Consider the following 16,827-nt stretch of genomic DNA (forward strand, 5'->3'; position numbering starts at 1 on the left):
AACTCTTTATGGGCAGAAGCCGTTAACAGGTTGATATTGCTTACCATCTTTAAACCGTATGCAACCATATGGGTCAACCGCTAACACCTCTCCTCTTCCTATTAAATTTTCGCCGGTTTGTAACGTGAGCAATTCTCCATATGGCTCCCCGTCTTTAACTTTGAAAAATTTGCCCACTCCATTTGAAACATTGACAAAAAGCAGATGGCGCAATTTTTTATGTGCATCGCGAGAGTTTTTTTCGTCGATAACATTTTTGAATTCTGTTTGGAGTTGGCCAAGAGATTGATTTATATCCATGAGTTCTTTCGAGCGTGAATTAACCAATTCTACATAGCGATTTTCTGCTACAAGTCTAGCTTCCTTCTCTCTTTTAGATATGCGCTTTTCAGCTTCAACATCGATAGATAGCTGCGTATTTATCGATGTTAAGTTAGAAATTTTCGTTACTTTGGAAGTTATATCTTTGTTTAGCCACTTGATATCTAATTTGAGTTTTTCTATCTCATCATTAGCTTTGCTTAATTTTGAAATGGTTAATTCTTTATCACTTAAAACTTGGCGATAGTCTTTTTGTGACTGCTGAAGAGACTCTTTAGTTACACTAAGGTCGCTTTTTAATTGTAAGTTTTCGTTTTCTAACGTCAGAATGGTTTTACGTGTAATAGGGTCTGAGTCTGTATAGTCTCGGTCTTCTAGAGTTTCGCCAACTGCTAAACCATTAAATAATTGATCGACGCCAGATTTTGTAAGGTCGGTTCCGCCTTCTAAAGATGGTTGTTCTCTAACCAGGCTTTGATTGAATGGTTGAGCATTTGCTTGTTGTGGAGATTTGATTGCCCCTTCAGAGGCCGACATAAATGAGTAAATCACCCCTAAAATCATGACCGAGATAATCGAAAGCATGATAATGAGAATAAACCACTTACGGAGGTAGATTGGGGCCTTGTACGATTCTTCCTCCACCATGTTGTCTTGTTCTGAATCAACCTCTTCAATTGATTCTGCTTCAACGTCTTGGCTGGGAGTTTCAAATGTTAGTTGTGATTGAAGCATCTCCATAGCTTGATCTGAACTAAAGGCTTCAGGCGCCTCAAAACCCTTATCAAGTTCTACATTCTCAGTCTGAGTGTGGTTTGACTCTTGGCTTGGCTGGCCAAACATTGCCATTGCACTTTCCGCATCGTCTACGTTAACTTTCTCTTGATCTGATTCAGCATGAAAAGTATCGGAAATATCAAAAGTAGAATCGACCTCAGTCTGTTCTGGCTTAACCTCAGTCATTAAGTTATGCGTATCATCACTCATTTTAGAGTTGGATTGACTATGACTCATAGCCAGTGATAAAGCATCAAATTCGTTATTAGTCCCTATTTGAGACTCAGAGTTAGATTCATGTAGAGAGTTGAGAGCTTCTTGTTGTTCTTGAGCGTAAATTTCATTTAATAGAGCATCTTCGGTCGCGGAGTTCGAATCCTGCATCCCGCTAGAGTCTTCGCTAATGCTTTCCATTTCGCTCAATGCGTTTATGTTTTCATGGGACTCATTATGCGTTCCAGCGGTCATATAAACTTCCTAAAAATAATACTATGTATAAACTAATGATAGCGAGTAAACATATTCCAATCAACCTATTTTAAATGGTGCCATTATTCATAGATGGATTGCTGATTCTTAGGGATAAACGGGAACCACGCAGGGTTAAAATCTTCTGTGATCATAATGCCTACAATATCACCGTTATCCACCCAGACAGTCGGAGGTGTCGCTATTTCTTTTTGAATTAACTCCCTACTTTCATCGACTACGCTACCCGCTCCAACGGCGAGAGCTTCCTTCCATTTAAATTCTCGACCTTCAACAACGGTCGTTTCGTTACCAACAGACACAGCGCCCCCTAACTGACCTATATACTCTTTCGCGCCTGAAGCAAAACCTGCAGCAAGCATCATCGTGACTCTATAAAAAGTATGGTAATCAACGCCACTTCGGTACCCGTTAGCTAAATTTTCATCCGGTGTTACAACAACGCTTTGCAATGTCCCTTTAAACTCATTGAAATTGACACGATCGCTTGCAAATACATAGTTGTCATACTCTAATGTTGGGTTGAACGGGATAATCGCTCCCTTTAATGGTGGCGTTAATATTTCAACCATCATATATTGCGATTTAGATGACGATCTTAGGCTGTTATTAACTTTCCCTAACATGAAATCCCCAAGCCTTAATCCTCGACCTCGCCCTTGGTTTAGACCGTCATCTGTTACTTTTTCACTGGATGGCTTGGTGTCATACTCAAACTCCTCAGAACCATCGTATGACATATCCAATTCGTTACCATTGGTAAATCCGCCCTTCGTCGATGCGACTTGGCTATAGGAGTCCATTTCTAAATTAACAGCTTTGAATCTAGTGTGACTGGGGGGCTCTCCACCAGCAGTAACATCTATTGGCTTCGAGAATTCTTCAAATTGCGCAAGGATATTCTCTCGCTTCACGTCCGATACAGACGAAGTGCCACCACTACCGTTCGTATGATTTCCAGCGTCACTTCGTTGTGACCTTGTGTTAACTCTTGAAGGGCTTACGTGGGGTTTACCACCGTCATCGGCACCTTCAAATGCGTCGTAATGGGCTTCGTTTTCCGTTTCTGCTTCTGGCTGTTCTTCGGCAGAAGTACCGGCTATTTGAGGGGCGCTCTCTAAAGGGGTAATTTCACTTGAAAATGTAGAGATATTTAATGCATCTGAACCTACATATGACGTATAAGAATCTTCGGCTTTTTTTTGTCTCTGTTTTTCGGCCCCGTCCACAGCATTTATTTGCTCTTGGGAAACATTGTCATCGCTTATTGGTATAGAACCTATTGTCGTACTGCTCTTAAATGAATCATTCGATTCATCTTCATTGTCAGAAAACACTGTGACTACAATTAAGGTACTGAAAACCACTACAGAGATAGTAGCTGATATTTTAAATATCATGCTCCCACCCTTAGTCATACTAAGCTTTTTTTTCTCCTTAACTGGCGTTACAGATTCAGGAGTTTTAGTTGTTCCTATTGATTCAGATTTTTCAGGCAACGGAGTCTGTTCGATGTCTTTCACTGTGCGCTACCTCTGTACATAATTGTGATAATCTGGAATGAATAAATTGACTGTTTCACCACTGCGATTTAACGGAACAATTGAGTTCAAAGTAGATGAAATAAAGACTTTCATCTCCCCCTCAGAACTAACCATCCTGTCGAATGAATACAATTGGTTTGGTGTTCTTACTATAAAGTTCCCGTTGTAGAACCAAACCGTTGCTATGCTAGGGTCAGACACCATTACAGGTATTGCCTCCTGTTTTAATTTTGTTTTATCTCTAAATCTACCTGTTGAGGCGAGGTAAGAGAGCTCTCTGCTGTCTAGTTGCTCACGAATTGTGATCTGCCCGTCTTCTTTTGAAGCTGTTGAAATTTCCAAATCAAAGTTCGTATTCGAAGGTGCTTTGTTTACATTTGGGTTTATTGGGCTGATGAAGGGTAATTTAAACGATGCGAAACCATGCCTCTTGTCATTGGAGTATCGAATGTTAAATTGGATAGGAGCACTATATTCACTCAAACTTACAAATAGACTGGTTTTCACATGCTTTACTAACGGGTTAATCCAGAGCATGTTTAATTCACCTTTTCTAGTTTCTAGTGATTTTGTCGGTGAAAAATCAAATATTGGCCAAGGGTGACCCGTGACATCTAGAAACTCCAATAGCGTTTCTCCTGAATCATGTACATAAATGTCATACATCTTAAAGCGGTCAGTGTGATCGACTGAGTATTGGTCATTGATAATTTCCGTTTCAAGCAAGGGGCTATTCTTAGCTCGTTGTAATTCATCGGCCACTAATCGAAGTAAAAATATATCGTTGAACGAGTTGGACAATGGACCTTCTGCTATCAAAGTTTCAAGTATTGATTTAGGGTCATCCGTTTGAGACAGTATCTTTGTTAATATTTCACGCTTCTTGTCATACTCAGCCGTGGAGTACCCATCTTCGTTGATACTTCGAATAAAGTGATTTGCCTGCTTTTTATCTCGTTTTTTTTCGTTTTGTGTCTTATCGCTTTTCATCACTTCAGCTTCAGACACTTCATTATCCTTACTAACTTCGGGAATCGCTTGCTCACTAATAGTTTGAGCTAACAACGAATCAATATCGCCGGATTTTAAATCTTCGTTAGCGAAGGCATTTAGCGTTACAACTAAACCTAGCAGCGCCATTTTGACATATTTAGACATGTCTAAACCCTTACCTAGATGATGAAAGTGAGTAGCTATCGATTGATACGCCATATTCAAATGCGGGGTTATTAGTTCGACTCATAATAACTTTAGCAACCTTTGTGCTAGTGCCGCTTCCCTTTAAACCTTCTTGCTTTCTCAATAATATAGAAAAAGTTAGCTCCCATCGTTTTATAGATTCGCCTGTTTCGCCGTCAGTTATAGGTTGAATTTCACGCAAACGGCCTGGTGATTTAGGGGAGGCATTTAGTGTTACTTCATCTTCTATGATCATGCCGAGTTCAGAGTCGGCATAAATTTCGGAATTATTACTGAAGCTAATCGTCCGATCAGATGTTCCAGCCAAGAGCCAGTTTTGGTAGCTTTTTTTTCCTTGATCACTAAAGCAAGAATTGAGGATTTTATTAATTCGATTGAGGGTGTTAATGAAAGACAAATCTAAAGAGTCGATTACGCATGTCTCTGCCCATATGCGAATGTTCGTAAGGTGTACATCATTCTTATTTAAAGGAACTAAATTATAAAAATGACCGTTTTTGTCTCTACCATAGACCTGAGCTTCAGGCATTTCTCTTGTCGCAGCTACAACCAACCCTATCGATAGTACGATCACGCTCAGAATTAACATTTTGATTGTTTTTCGTTGGCTAGTAATGGTTTCAGCCTGGAACAAAAGAGATTGAATCAATGCTTGTTGAGTGTACTGAATGAACTTGATTGTATCATTTGCTCTTGCGGCTACTTTTTCCGCATTTTTCGCTATTTTTTTAGGGTCGGCCATTTTTCACTCTCAGTTCGCAATTATCTTTTACACTATACATTGTTTTTTGATGTTTTTACGAATCGATTTTAGGTAAATAGCATTTTAACTGTGAGTTTTTTTTTGAAAATTTTTCTTATTTCGCCCGTTTCTTTTGCTTAGCCATGTTAAAATCGCGTAAAGATTTGGCTCTCCGGTTCTCACTTTGTTCACGGAGTTAGCCTGTTGAAATAGGATTAAATAATGACCAACGTTGCTGAATATTACCTCGCAATCCGTAGTGCTCAAATTGCTAAAAAGCAGCATAACCTACAAAATCAGCTGCTAACTGAAACACTACGCATTGAGCAAGAACGAAAACTTCATGCCGAACAGTTAGCTTTAGGGCGTACTGAGCATCTAAATAAGCTGGCCAATGAGCGTCGTGAGCAGCTAAACCAAGTTGAAGTTAATCGTCTTAATAAATTGGCGCTTGAAACTAATTTGTTAATCCGAAAGCAAGACTTAACTAATGCGGCGGTTATCTACCCTCTAGCGAATTATATTTCTCGTTCATACACAATGACTCAACAAAGTGTACCGTATATTTTTGCTTTACGTTCTTTGGGGATGACCTCTTACCCGCTGCTAGGTTCTATCTCAAACGTTGAGCCAGCCAACTCGAAATTATTTGAAAATTACCACTACCGTACCTACAAGCACCTTTCCTACTTGGCGCTAGACGGCAATAGACACTATCAAGCAACCGTAGTTGCTGGGCTTCAGTTGTTTTTAGTGCAATTGGGGTGTGATGCTAATGATCACCAAATTAAAGGTTTGGAAGTAATTAAGAATCAGAGGGTGGACGGGCAAATTCCTCAAGGTTTTATTCGGTACTTCTCTAAGCTGATGTCCGTTGCGATTGCTTCTATCAGCCTTATTGGGGAGCGAAAATCTCAGTACCAATTTTCAACGGCAAAATCGTTTAATCGAGAGCACTATGAGCATTTGAAGCAATCAAAAAGCTTTGAGTCTCTTTTGTTTAATACGTATTGTCCATCTGACTTTTCTTGTGAGAGTGAATTAAACGCATGTGCCGGAATTAATTCCTTTTTGCATTCACACATAGATATACATTTGGGCAACTTCCGTACAACCATAAATGAAGATAACAGTGCCTTAAGAGCAGGAATCTTCAATCCGTTAGACGTGCTAAAGAGTCAATTGGGGGATTCTGAGTTTAAGTATGTTTCTCGATGTTTTTCTCTTATCAAGCATGATTTTTCGGGGACTCTTAATCGAGAGGATAAGTTAGCCCTGCTACAGTTCTCTGAGGTATACCCAATCTTGTATATTGTTGGTTACACTTTGGCTCTATCTCTACGTATGAATCCATCATTAATCAAGGGTGTATCTATCCGACTGACGGATATGCTGACCGCAAAGGAATGTATCGTAAAGCGTGCAACTCGTTCAATTAACAATGTGAACATGCCTGATGTTAAGGCGGTATTGGACCTAAATAAATACTTCCCTGAATTAAATGGCTATGCAAAGAAATTTAACATTTCAGAATCTTATGTCTTAGGGCATGAGTTATATGAAATCCTAGAAATACTTGGGGTCGACCTTGATGACACTTACAAGATTGATGGCAATACCGGTAATAGTCTTCAGATGCGTTCGTATTGCAACATTATTCTTAATGAAGGTCATTTCCCTGCCTTCAATAAGTTAATGATTGACCGACGCGCTCATGTTCCTAAAAACTTACCAATGAATCCGTTAGCTGCAATTTTCAACAAGCGTTTAAATATGAAGCTTTCGGAATCTTTTGAAGTAACACCAGCTAATAAGGAGGATAGATAATGAAAATCAACACTTCTGATATCAACATTGAAATTGATAAGCTTAGTATTAACACCGCTAATGGTTTTGGTGATAGCAAGCGTAAGTTACAGCAGAAATCATTGATTGCCGCTGTAAATATCATAAATCAACACGATACTTGGCTACGCGAGATATCGTGTAAATCTGGATTAGATTTCATTACAAAATCATTGGTTGAATCATTAGCTAAACTACACACTGATGAAGGGTTAGCCTCTTTTGCAAATGCTATGGGTTGGAGTGTAGAAAATAGCTTTAGTGAATTCCCAAACTTCCTTACACGCTATGAATCTTTAACGCGTTGGTTAGGTAAAGGCTTAAACCAAGAGCAAATCAACGCGATGGTTAGTAAAGGTGGGTTTAATGATGAGGCTGAGCTGTTCAGCGACGAGGTTAGCGCTCCTCTCGTTGAGTTAACTGATTCTTTGGGATGTTTTGTTGTTAACTATCCTTACGGATCATATGAACACTTTGCGCAAACAGCTCCGTTGAAAGGGTATAAACTTTTGACCGGGCAAGATTCCATTACAGGGAGGCCCGTGTTAACACCAAAAGGCTTCAGCCCTTTAATTGAGTCACTTCCTCCTGCATTTGATTTAGGCGAAGTACTTTCATTTAACCAAAACCCGTCGGGTTCTTATGAAAAGTTACTCTTGAGCACTTTTATCTCGGCAGTTAAACCTATTGCAGAGTTCTTCAAAGAGAATGAAAGTGAGGGTGCCTACTGTGATGGTGTCATTAAGTCGTCAGTGTACTTTTATATTAAAGCACTTAAGCAGATTGAGGTAATGAGAGCAATTCCCTTTGAGCCGACCATGAAATCTTTTCCTCTCGAAAGTAAATCAAAGGCTGCTAAGAGCAATCAGGTATCGTTGAACTTATTGTGTGAAGTGGTACCCAGTATGGTTACTGAATACCACGCTCAAGGGTTATTTGATTTCGATATTTACATCGAGTATTTCGCCAATCTATTACACCCTGTTACCGGTTCTCACCACTTTTCAAGTGTAAGTGAATTAAGTAGCATTCTGGAGGCGGAGTCTATTCTACCTATGACTGTCGCATTAGAATTTGCTAAGAAATTCATAGATAAGAACTTTGAGTTTACTGATGAGAAAGAGCGTAACGAATGCCTGGTGCTACTAGAATTGCAGTTCACAAGGAATAGTTCTGATAGAGGTTTATACTTTTAAAATACATCCAAATTAGTGAGTTAGTCCATAGCTCACTAATTTTTTTTGTTTCGTTAGCACACTTTGTATAACCGATTGCCTATTATGACGTTACCTGTTGGAAAGGCGACCTCTAACACCCCAGCAGCGTTAGCATTAAAAATTGGCCCAAGATCGTTTAAGCGCACCACACCACTTGAGATATCGATATCCAACTTCCAGTTAGCCTTCAGTTCACTAATGATCTTATACACCTTGTCGGTGCTATTGGCGTTTATGAATCGTTTAACTTGGTTGATCGATTGACCGTTAAAGAGGACGAGTACACCAACTAAACTCTGTGTTCGTTGCGCTCCTGTTCTTGCATTGTTGAAACCATTGATACGACACCTCTCGTCATCTATTCCTGTGGACTTATGATGGTCATCGCCTCCGTTAGCATTAAAAATCGAATCAAATGGCATCAGGCTCATTTTTGACCCTCAGTAATGTTGATATTTACCTTTAAGTCTTTATTCAAAACAATAGATAGTCTAATGGCTGCGGCTTTCATCTGGTTGAGTAATAACGACCTTCCTATTGTTTGAGGCTCTAGTGTTACATCGCTCTTAAATTCCTCTGGGTTATAAAGGTAATTCATTATCGATTGATTATCTTTAAATACCGCGTCCCACGTAGTCGACGACGCGTATCGTTTTAGCTTACCACTCATATCATTAAATAGTGACTCCGAGGCTGCTACCGTCTGACCATCATTCAATGGTTCTGTAACCGCTCCACTCTGAATAAAATGGTACATAGTTAAATTGCAATTAAGGAGTCGATTGCGGGTTAAGCGATCAACTTTCATCGCATTTATATCGTCTTCCATATACCTTCGTACTAAGTTCAGGTGTTGCTTTGAAGGGTTTATACGTTCTACCCATTTATCTGCACATGTCAGTAAGCCATTGATGTCGGATACGCACTTATTATTAACGTAGGTAAATGTCGAATTTGGTACGTGAAGCTTGAGGTAGAAATGTGATTTCAAATACAGTAAAGCTGCTCGCGCAGGCATACCTATCTTTAACGAATCGGCACTATCAAACAAAGCGACAATTGTGTTGTAGATATCTTGGTAGTTTTTCTTATAAGTAGGGTTTATCGAGGTAAGGCACTCCTTTGCTCCACTTTTCGCTTTGTTAAAAGCTAAATTTAATGGACCCGTATATTTTAGTGGAATGGAGTAAGCATCAGAGTCAATACCTGCAGCAATAATCGCATCTTCTGAGATTATTTCACCTCGCTCATATAGTATTTGTTCAATGCTTTGCGATAACCAGTAGTTAACCAAATACATGTAGCTAGAAACCTTTAACTGCTGGTGGCCGATCAATGAGGTCGACTCTTTGGTGTTTAGTGTCTTATAAAGAGATTCTGTATAGCTAATCAAGCGCTCTTGCTGAATGATGTTTAACTCTCTTACCGAACTATTAAACAAAGCAGCTTGAATGGCAGGTGTGAATGCGACGCAATGATTGCTAAAAATTACTGTAATTGTAGCTAGAGAGCAAAGCGCCCATTTAGATACCTTAAGTCTCACGGGCTATTTCCTTACTAATTAAATTTATACATATTTTTCAGACCACCCACTCCAAGTACATCTGCAGCATCTACAAATTCTTCCTCATTGACGGTTTCTTGGAGGTTCATACTTTTGTCGTCCAGACTATTATCATCTACCTTGTTATCCGATTCAGGGGCTTCCAACCGTGTATCTTTACGGTCCGGTTGGCCAATACCTTCTGAATCGCTCCTTGGTTCTAATTGGGGGCCCTCTATGGTTGGTGAAACGTGCGGTTGAGGTATTGAAGCCTGTTCAGCTGGAATTGAGTAGTGAATGGCTTGCTGATGCTTTTTACTTAAGTGCATCAACTTTAAGTGTGTCACGACTTCATCAATCTCTAGAGTAAATCCGAGAGATTGTTCTAGGTCTTCTTGTAAGTCGAAAAGCTTCGCTAAGGTGCTTGTTGTTAAGTCGCAGTTAAGCCTCCCTACTTGCTCCGCGTATTTATTGTCGAAAGATAGACTTAATCTTCGCTGAACTTTCTTGGTCATTGGTGAAACCTTTTATTATGCCGCTGACTTTTTAGACTTAGATTCGACTTCACTATACGCCATAAACAACGAACCTAGTGCATTAGCATAAAGAGGATCGCTAACCATTTCAGCTTCATCAATATACAGTTTGATTTCTTTTTCTATGGTTAAAACTCCTCCACCAGCAATCAGCACTCGATCAAATTCGCGCGTTGGGGTACGGCTGTTGATTTTGTCCATCGCAGTGCTCAGCACATCTTTGATGATTTTCTGTACTTGGTCGCTTACATCAATCTTATTTTTGCGTTTTTTATCAGTGTAGAAAATACCTGTTTCGATGATCTCGGCCATTTCTGTACGAGAGATGTTTTTTCGATAAGTAGAAAGGTAGCTAGTTAGATGCTCGTAAATTTTCAGCATCCCCATCCCTTCTTCAGTGTAGCTGCTGTTCGTTACCAATTGACCGTTACTAATTACAGCAACATCGAGAGTTTGACCGCCGAAGTCCAGAATTAGGATATCAAGCTGAGTAACACTGATGTCTACACCCATTCTCTTCTTGTTCTTATTTGGCTTCAATAGAACAGATAGGTATGTGGCGAAGCCTTCTGGAACTTGAGTTGTGGAGATGACTTCTACTGACTTCCCATCTTTCGACTGAACGGGCTTCATTAAGTTTTCATTGCGTTTATTGATATAACCTTCGTTAAGAGTGCCGCCCAGGTGGAAGTAGCGTTGCATTGGTGAGGTGGCATAAAGGATTACTTTCTTACCTGCCAACCCCATCTTATGAAGCATAGCGTGTACTAACACTCGATTTGCTTCACTTGTTTGGAAATCTTCATTACCTGTATCGACCAAATAGCCATTCATACCAAACGACATTTTTTCTACAACGTTATAGTATACCTCGTTACCGTCCTCATCTAAGGTATTGAAATCTACTGGCGTTGCATGATCAACGCCGAACTGAGCTGTCGAGTGTCCCTTCATTACCATAGTTGGCATTAAGTAGTGGACGGGCTCATACGAATCTGAGAGCAGTATGCCTTTAGCGTTAAAATGCCCATCATCAACCACAACTATTACAGGTGTTTCCTTCTCTGACATAATTCAATTCCTCACAAAAGTTTAAATTAAAATATACAGTATAAATTAACTATCATCAATCTAACAAAGCAATAAGAGAGGGTGCTGATATATTCGAGAGGATTAAAGCGGTAAGCATTTGATGGGGGGTGAGTTTGAGTTAAGCTAAATAACTTACTGGTACCTAGCTTAACTTAATTGGGGGTTACTTATTGTCTTCCGAGTAAACTAAGTTGATTCCTTTAACTACATAGTTAATGGCTTTTAGTGTCTTCGTTAGATCGGTGCTCATTCGCTTTAAACCCGATTGGAAAGTATCAGTGCGGCGTGCCAGTTCTGAAAGAGATACGCCTTTGATAAAGTGCTCTTTCAGGATGAGTCTGTTGATTTCCAATCCACGCTCTTGTGGTTTACGACAAAAAAGAACTATTTCTACCCATAAATCTTCATCTAATTTTGAAGGCTTCGCTTCGACGTCTAAAAACAGACCACCAGTATGGTATAGAAACTCATAAAGGACCTCAAAAGTAGGATTGTTGTGATTAAAGGAACGTTGAGCACTTCCTGGAGCTCGGTCATAGTCGAGCTCGCCGCTGTATATCGCCAATAAGTCTGCAAATATCGCATCATTTCGAGAACTGCTAAGAATGTTATCGATAAGTTTAATTACTTCTGTGTTAATTCCTATTCCTAGCTCCTTCGGTGCATCACTGCTAAAGATTTGGTGGTCTGCAGCGTCATAGAGCGTTCGAATGTTTTCTATCTGTTTTTGGATGTATGGCTTATCAATTTTCATAGTATTCTCGCTTATCGCTATCAGAAGCGATGATAGTGCTTGCACGCTGAATTTTTTCCACGAGTATTTCCATATCTTTTGTATCCAATTTGGAAAGTTGTGCAGCAATTTCTAATTCGGACATTTGATTGTTTATAGAGAAGTTTACCGTAGCTTTTTTTAGATGTCTCTCTGCTAATGGGAGCGTAAGGCTTTCCAGAGCCAATCGCTCTTTGAATAAACGCATTACTTTTTGCTTTGGATCTTCGCTATCTAGGATTTCATTAGCTAATTCAATCGAGCACCCTAAATCCTCTGCCATATGTTCGACATTAGATTTGTAACGATGTTTGAAGATTTGCTGCGTATTAAACCTATGTCGCTCCGAGCGAGTCATCTTTTCGAAATCTAACCATTTTATTTTTTTAAGATCAGATTTTGACAGTGGTTTTGTGCGGATATCTATTTTTTCAAACCTAGCTTGTATCTTCTTGGCAAGGTTTTCGTAATAGCGGCCATCAGCAATTCCAGAAATCGCCTTAATAAGCCCCGGCTTTTGAATTGAGAAAGTAGCTGTGAATGCGTCTATAGCCTCAGATTTGCAAGAGTAGTTTTCAGAATGATTAGGTTTAAGAGTGCATAAAATCGATTTTATATTGTCAGAAAGTATTGATTTATTCATGAAAACCTTTGGACGCTTTAACAAAACTATGTTCATACTAATTCATTAATGATGAATTCTACACTGTTTCCTAGGTATAAATTGAATAAATCGTTAATTTTTTTCTGGCGAGATGTTTCGGTAGGTAAAAGGGACCGTTGACATAGCCCCTTTTTATTACATGGTCATTTCATTGGCTAGCTGATCTTGCATATCTTTGATGTTGTCTAAGTACGTTAGAGGATCGATGATGGCGCTTTCTAGGGCCGTCTTCGTCTTCTTATCATTACCGACATTTAAAAGAGCTTCACCATGTGGGTAATCTTTGCCGTACTTTTCGGCTGATTTAGTCAGCAAGTTGGTTAGTAAGCTGGAGGGGATGTATGTCCCTTTATCATTGGTTCGACCGAACATACCTGAATTATCGTTTTCTTGCTTTGAGTGGTCGACTAGATCAACTAATAAATTGTGGTAAGTGTTTGCGATAATATTCAACTTACCTCCCGAGACAAGTCCCGTTGTAAATGCGGCTTTAGCGATTTTATCTGCACTTTGGAATAGAGCTTTAGACGCTTCCATTTGTTCTTCTTTCGAAACCGGCTGAAAGTTAGTGTATTTCTTCATCTCGTTAAATACACCACGCTGAACCTGCTTTAAGAAACCCCTAGATAGTGATTCTGACTTAGAATCAAAACCTTGAGAAAAGGAATCATGTAGGGACTCCCTCATAGAGTCGCTTAGTTCACCTTTCGAAAGTAATTCCATAGCTGCTGGTCGAGCTAGCGTTAAAGCGTTGGTATAAAATACGATAAGTTGTTGGCCAACTTTATTTCCAACATGACCGGGCAAGAGTGTGGATAGCTTGGGCATAATAGGCTTAGGTGTCATCCCCTCTTTAATTTGTTGGTCATGTTCCTCAAGCACATTCCTCATATCGTTGATTAAGTCATCCCACTTTCTTGATGTTGGACGTTGACCTCGGTATTTTTTCTCTACTGCAGGGTAAAATGACTCGGGGTTATCCATTAGAAACTCATCAATAAAACCCATGCCTATTTCATCCTGAAAACGAGCATCACCTCGCTCTAGAAAGTCCCCCAAGGTATCACAAGCCAATCTAACTTTTGCTCTATTCAAAAGAGCGGCGGAATCTCTACCTGTATTGGTACCGTCGATTTCTCCGAGGTTTCCGGTTACGCATACATAGCAACTATCACCGAGCTTAATGTCATTCAGTTGCTTATCTTGAACCACAGGCATTGCTACTGATTTGACGCCATCGTTAGCATTATCTAAGTCATCAAGTAGTAGAAATCGAAATTTTTTATCCACCATCTTTGCGATGCGACTCGGTGGACAATACATGGTTTGTCCGTTCTCCGTTGTTGGAACACCTTGAATGGTCGAGGGGGAAATCGCGCCACCCAGTTGCGAGACAACGGCAACTATATCATTCTTTTCTGGTTTAGCATGTAAGTCTGGATCAATATAGAGTTTGACCCCTAATGCATTAGAGATATCTTTAAGAGCAGCTTTAAAGACTGTTGTTTTACCCTGACCAGGTGGCCCCTTTAAATAAGAACCCTTGATTAAGTCACTTTTATTTACATATGAAAAGCCAAATAGTTTCTTCCAAGCCACCTCTACCATTTCATCTTGAGATTTGTCACTACCTCTTGTATGCCATGTTCGTAGTATCTCTTTAGTAACGTCTTCCTTGATCTCGGAAACCCTAGAAATAGGCATACCGATTTTTTCGGCCATGTCCATAATCGCTACGGGAATAACTTTATATCTTTCGTATTTACCGGTCATAAATTACACCTCACTCCCTGAGTGTTCGCTTATAACTCTTTTAATGCTCTCTTTAGAGGGTTCCAAGATAGATGTTCGCGCACTTTGAAGTAGTTGACTGTCATTCGAGATGAATTGTGAAATCTGATCGTCCTCACCTAGAGACAGTTTTGTATCTGTTGTAAGGAAAACGCCAATATTGGTATTTCCAAATAGAGTTACGGCAAAGCTTCTAATGATGGATGGTGCAGTAAGGAAGTCATTGAAAACGACGATGGATACGGGAGCTACCGCTAGTTTTTGCTCCATTTCTTCTAGCATGCTTTGAGCTACGCTGTTTGGGATGTTGTTCCAATCCGTCGAATTAACTTTAAGAACTGCTATTTCTTGGCCTTTACAATCTTTAGGTCGATAGGCAACCGGTAATTTTAATTTGGAAGCGAACAGAGAAACAGATTCATTGATAATTTCAAATACATTGTAATATCCATCAGGGTTAAAAATGTAATGAGCTCCACCGCAACCAGCCACATTGACTTGATGTCCTTTAACCTCCATCTGCTTCGCTCGAAATTGCAGTCTTTTCTCTTGTGTAGACAGCAGAGAATTCCAGCAAAGACTATCTGCCGTTTCCCTCAATGTGATTGTGGAATGTACAGGTATTCCTAGTTTATTTTCGATAAACACAAGTTCATCAATTGGCACATTTTTCATTTACATCATCCCTTTGAAGGTTCCAATTTTTAGAAAAAACTATACACTATAAACAGACAATGGGACAAGGAAGATATACGTAATGAAAGTCATAGATCACCCAAAACAATTGCTATTAGACTTCAAGCTGAAAGGTATGAATAACCCTGAACTATTAACTAAATTTGCCAATGCTAGATTAAAGAAAATTAATACTGCATTTTTTAGTAACTTCAATGCTCCGGCATTTGCAGGGAACATACTCGATAAGACCAAATCTTTGCGAAGTGGTGATTCTGACGAATTACCTCTTATCGCAGGTATACCTATTACCGACTTCATTAATTACGCCACTAGGCGCATAGAGGAGGCCAAAGATCCTAAAAATAATGAATGTTTATCTAAGCTTGTAGAGGTCAGCTTTGATTTACTTCAAATCGGTGATATCCCCGTTATGCCAAGTTCTATAGCTCTTGCATCCAATTCCAATGACTGCGGAGAGGTGTATGTACCGACGTTCGGTGAGATCTTATTGTCTGAGTTTGCCGAGCGCACCTATAGTTCCCTTAAAGATTCCTCCTCTATGATTTTACCTTTAGTTAATAGGCTTAATGAGATTGACCCTCGATATGGGAAAGACTCCCCTCACTTAGCCGCTCTTGGTTTAAAGCTTAGCGGAGGCCGTTCAGCTCCTATCAATGATATTTTTAGTGAGGCATCTCTAAATTCAGGAGTTGCCTATCTTCTGGAAAACAGTATTACGACAATTAATGACTTCCGACTTAAAAATTTAATCAACTCAGCGAAAGAGACGAACCTCCCTCTCGGCAATTTGTGTGTCAAAGACTCAGATTTAAAGATATCTACTTATCTAAAAAATGTAGGGAGTTCTGATATGTATGATTTGTTTGATGTTGTTACGCAAAGGCAAGGCGCTTTGAGCTCTATAGAATCTCAGTCACATCGAATATCAAATGATTATGATCCATTAGCTTACTTCGACATGTAAAATAGGATTTATTTATGAGTACAAGTTATAAGGTTTCAAACAAACTTTGCAGTGAACCTAAATACAACATCATATTGCAGAAGTTCGTAAATCACATCCGTGACGAGCACTACGCAAGTAATACTAACTTTCCTCGTTTTGAGATGTATTCACTCCTATCAAGGCGACTACCATTTTGCGTTTATGATAATGAAGTTTTTACAAGAATGACTACTGACACGGCCTTTACTACAGGTGATGCAATATTCATTAACAAAGGCTTATTTCAAAAGTTGATTGAACTTGATAATGATCTCATCTCCCAGGGTCGTTCTAAATATGCTAACAATGTTCTTTTCGTTTTATTACACGAAGTAGCTCACTGTTTAAATGATGATTTTACGAGGCTAATCGGTATAAAAGAACCAGTACCTAACATAGCTGCTGATATAGCGAATAACCAAATTCTCTTTTATCAATTAGGGTTACTAATAGACGTCGATGCTTTCAAAGAAAAAGTTGGTTTTGATCTGCTTGGTTTGTCAAATGATGATATGCAATACATGGGAATGTCGACTGAATCGATTGCTATTGATTTGATAAAAGATGCTCTAGCTGAGATTAAAAACCAACAACAAGGGCAGCAGCAAAG

The 16,827-nt window shown here is 39.4% G+C and carries 16 protein-coding genes; 4 read left to right on the top strand and 12 right to left on the bottom strand.

Annotated features, from left to right (window positions below):
• Window positions 1–6: 6 nt before the first annotated feature.
• The 4 genes from AB4513_RS12610 to AB4513_RS12625 all read right to left on the bottom strand — a co-directional run bounded on the left by AB4513_RS12610 (window position 7) and on the right by AB4513_RS12625 (window position 5,073).
• On the bottom strand, window positions 7–1,566 hold the full coding sequence (locus AB4513_RS12610; RefSeq protein ID WP_102257444.1) for a hypothetical protein: 1,560 nt from the start codon (window positions 1,564–1,566) through the stop codon (window positions 7–9).
• 83 nt (window positions 1,567–1,649) lie between these two features.
• Window positions 1,650–3,110, bottom strand: a complete 1,461-nt coding sequence (locus AB4513_RS12615) for a TrbI/VirB10 family protein (RefSeq protein WP_102257443.1) — start codon at window positions 3,108–3,110, stop codon at window positions 1,650–1,652.
• Between the two features lie 6 nt (window positions 3,111–3,116).
• On the bottom strand, window positions 3,117–4,289 hold the full coding sequence (locus AB4513_RS12620) for a DotH/IcmK family type IV secretion protein (protein WP_157936392.1): 1,173 nt from the start codon (window positions 4,287–4,289) through the stop codon (window positions 3,117–3,119).
• A gap of 10 nt (window positions 4,290–4,299) precedes the next feature.
• Complete coding sequence (locus AB4513_RS12625; protein WP_102257441.1) at window positions 4,300–5,073, bottom strand: hypothetical protein; 774 nt, start codon at window positions 5,071–5,073, stop codon at window positions 4,300–4,302.
• 222 nt (window positions 5,074–5,295) lie between these two features.
• Here AB4513_RS12625 and AB4513_RS12630 point away from each other — a divergent pair, with 222 nt between their 5' ends.
• Window positions 5,296–6,900 carry a hypothetical protein gene (locus tag AB4513_RS12630; protein ID WP_102257440.1) on the top strand — a complete coding sequence of 535 codons (1,605 nt, stop codon included), beginning with the start codon at window positions 5,296–5,298 and terminating at the stop codon, window positions 6,898–6,900.
• Window positions 6,900–8,114, top strand: a complete 1,215-nt coding sequence (locus AB4513_RS12635) for a hypothetical protein (RefSeq protein ID WP_102257439.1) — start codon at window positions 6,900–6,902, stop codon at window positions 8,112–8,114. Before AB4513_RS12630 ends, AB4513_RS12635 begins: the two co-directional genes overlap by 1 nt.
• A gap of 53 nt (window positions 8,115–8,167) precedes the next feature.
• On the opposite strand, the gene AB4513_RS12640 is transcribed toward AB4513_RS12635, so the two are convergent.
• The 8 genes from AB4513_RS12640 to AB4513_RS12675 form a co-directional block, all read right to left on the bottom strand.
• Entirely contained in the window at window positions 8,168–8,566 is a 399-nt protein-coding gene (locus AB4513_RS12640; RefSeq protein WP_102257438.1) for a hypothetical protein, read from the bottom strand.
• Window positions 8,563–9,678 (bottom strand): hypothetical protein, encoded by a 1,116-nt coding sequence (locus AB4513_RS12645; protein ID WP_102257437.1) that lies wholly within the window; start codon window positions 9,676–9,678, stop codon window positions 8,563–8,565. Before AB4513_RS12645 ends, AB4513_RS12640 begins: the two co-directional genes overlap by 4 nt.
• 14 nt (window positions 9,679–9,692) lie before the next feature.
• Window positions 9,693–10,193: a hypothetical protein gene (locus AB4513_RS12650; RefSeq protein WP_102257436.1), complete on the bottom strand. Its 501-nt coding sequence runs from the start codon at window positions 10,191–10,193 to the stop codon at window positions 9,693–9,695.
• 15 nt (window positions 10,194–10,208) lie between these two features.
• Entirely contained in the window at window positions 10,209–11,285 is a 1,077-nt protein-coding gene (gene parM, locus AB4513_RS12655; RefSeq protein WP_102257435.1) for a ParM/StbA family protein, read from the bottom strand.
• Between the two features lie 184 nt (window positions 11,286–11,469).
• A complete protein-coding gene (locus AB4513_RS12660) occupies window positions 11,470–12,060 on the bottom strand; it encodes a hypothetical protein (RefSeq protein WP_102257434.1) in 591 nt (196 codons plus the stop codon).
• The gene (locus AB4513_RS12665) at window positions 12,050–12,721 is read right to left on the bottom strand and encodes a hypothetical protein (RefSeq protein ID WP_133151956.1); all 672 of its coding nucleotides are present in this window, start codon (window positions 12,719–12,721) and stop codon (window positions 12,050–12,052) included. Before AB4513_RS12665 ends, AB4513_RS12660 begins: the two co-directional genes overlap by 11 nt.
• 156 nt (window positions 12,722–12,877) lie before the next feature.
• Window positions 12,878–14,515, bottom strand: a complete 1,638-nt coding sequence (locus AB4513_RS12670) for a hypothetical protein (RefSeq protein WP_102257432.1) — start codon at window positions 14,513–14,515, stop codon at window positions 12,878–12,880.
• A 3-nt stretch (window positions 14,516–14,518) separates the two neighbouring features.
• The gene (locus tag AB4513_RS12675) at window positions 14,519–15,208 is read right to left on the bottom strand and encodes a hypothetical protein (RefSeq protein WP_102257431.1); all 690 of its coding nucleotides are present in this window, start codon (window positions 15,206–15,208) and stop codon (window positions 14,519–14,521) included.
• Between the two features lie 82 nt (window positions 15,209–15,290).
• On the opposite strand from AB4513_RS12675, the gene AB4513_RS12680 reads away from it, so the two are divergent.
• Window positions 15,291–16,196, top strand: a complete 906-nt coding sequence (locus AB4513_RS12680) for a hypothetical protein (RefSeq protein ID WP_102257430.1) — start codon at window positions 15,291–15,293, stop codon at window positions 16,194–16,196.
• A 14-nt stretch (window positions 16,197–16,210) separates the two neighbouring features.
• Window positions 16,211–16,827: hypothetical protein (locus tag AB4513_RS12685; RefSeq protein ID WP_133153730.1), on the top strand; the 617-nt coding region annotated here is incomplete at its 3' end.

This window comes from Vibrio sp. 10N.222.54.E6, from assembly GCF_041473955.1.
Taxonomy (GTDB): Bacteria; Pseudomonadota; Gammaproteobacteria; order Enterobacterales; family Vibrionaceae; genus Vibrio; species Vibrio tasmaniensis_A.

Bases quoted from the DNA above. Each gene is read 5' to 3' on its own strand.
- AB4513_RS12635 (WP_102257439.1), top strand. From the start codon at position 6,900: ATGAAAATCAACACTTCTGATATCAACATTGAAATTGATAAGCTTAGT.
- AB4513_RS12670 (WP_102257432.1), bottom strand. From the start codon at position 14,515: ATGACCGGTAAATACGAAAGATATAAAGTTATTCCCGTAGCGATTATG.
- AB4513_RS12625 (WP_102257441.1), bottom strand. From the start codon at position 5,073: ATGGCCGACCCTAAAAAAATAGCGAAAAATGCGGAAAAAGTAGCCGCA.
- AB4513_RS12630 (WP_102257440.1), top strand. From the start codon at position 5,296: ATGACCAACGTTGCTGAATATTACCTCGCAATCCGTAGTGCTCAAATT.
- AB4513_RS12610 (WP_102257444.1), bottom strand. From the start codon at position 1,566: ATGACCGCTGGAACGCATAATGAGTCCCATGAAAACATAAACGCATTG.
- AB4513_RS12640 (WP_102257438.1), bottom strand. From the start codon at position 8,566: ATGAGCCTGATGCCATTTGATTCGATTTTTAATGCTAACGGAGGCGAT.
- AB4513_RS12680 (WP_102257430.1), top strand. From the start codon at position 15,291: ATGAAAGTCATAGATCACCCAAAACAATTGCTATTAGACTTCAAGCTG.
- AB4513_RS12650 (WP_102257436.1), bottom strand. From the start codon at position 10,193: ATGACCAAGAAAGTTCAGCGAAGATTAAGTCTATCTTTCGACAATAAA.
- AB4513_RS12620 (WP_157936392.1), bottom strand. From the start codon at position 4,289: ATGTCTAAATATGTCAAAATGGCGCTGCTAGGTTTAGTTGTAACGCTA.
- AB4513_RS12665 (WP_133151956.1), bottom strand. From the start codon at position 12,721: ATGAATAAATCAATACTTTCTGACAATATAAAATCGATTTTATGCACT.
- parM (WP_102257435.1), bottom strand. From the start codon at position 11,285: ATGTCAGAGAAGGAAACACCTGTAATAGTTGTGGTTGATGATGGGCAT.
- AB4513_RS12660 (WP_102257434.1), bottom strand. From the start codon at position 12,060: ATGAAAATTGATAAGCCATACATCCAAAAACAGATAGAAAACATTCGA.
- AB4513_RS12675 (WP_102257431.1), bottom strand. From the start codon at position 15,208: ATGAAAAATGTGCCAATTGATGAACTTGTGTTTATCGAAAATAAACTA.